Genomic DNA, 677 nt, shown 5'->3' with positions numbered 1-677 from the left:
TTTATGTCAAAAGTATTTATGGGCTTGACCATTGCAACCATTGTTGGCGTGCCTATTGTTACCTTGGTGGGGCAAAATCTAAGCTGGCGTTATTGCTTAGGGGGCGCTGCCGTTTTAGCGTTCATTGCATTTATATTTGTGTACAAAGTAGTGCCAAATATTGATAACGCTAAGCCATCTAACTTACTTAACGAGTTTGGCGTACTAAAAAATAAACTGGTGTGGTCTATTTTAGGGATTGTTATTATTGGCTTTGGTGGCGTGTTTTGTATTTATACATACATTGCCGATACCATTTTAGATGTAACTAAAACAGCCCCTTATACTATTTCTATCGCCATGGTTATGTTTGGTATTGGCTGTACATTAGGTAATTACCTATTAGGTAAAGCGGCCGATAAATCGGCCATTAAAACCACCGGCCTTGCACTGGTGTGCACCATTGTATTTGCCATTGCCTACGTTAGCGCAAGTTACAATATATGGATGCTTTATGTGGTTATATTTTTTATTGGTTGCAGTGTGGGTTTGGCAACGCTTATTCAATCTTTATTAATGGATGTCGCCCCAGAGGGCCATGCAATGATAGGTGCATTAGTACAATGCGCATTTAACACCGCAAATGCTATTGGCCCTTGGGTTGGCGGGGCTGTTATTGCACAAGGTGCAGCACCTAA

At 41.1% G+C, this 677-nt stretch carries 1 protein-coding gene; it reads left to right on the top strand.

The window, feature by feature from the left end; translation table 11 throughout:
- On the top strand, window positions 1-677 hold a 677-nt coding region (locus tag AN393_RS19580), incomplete at both ends, for an MFS transporter (protein ID WP_152968300.1).

It is taken from the genome of Pseudoalteromonas sp. P1-25, from assembly GCF_001401805.1.
In the GTDB taxonomy this organism is placed as follows: domain Bacteria; phylum Pseudomonadota; class Gammaproteobacteria; order Enterobacterales; family Alteromonadaceae; genus Pseudoalteromonas.
This window is presented reverse-complemented; position numbering and strand designations above follow the sequence as displayed.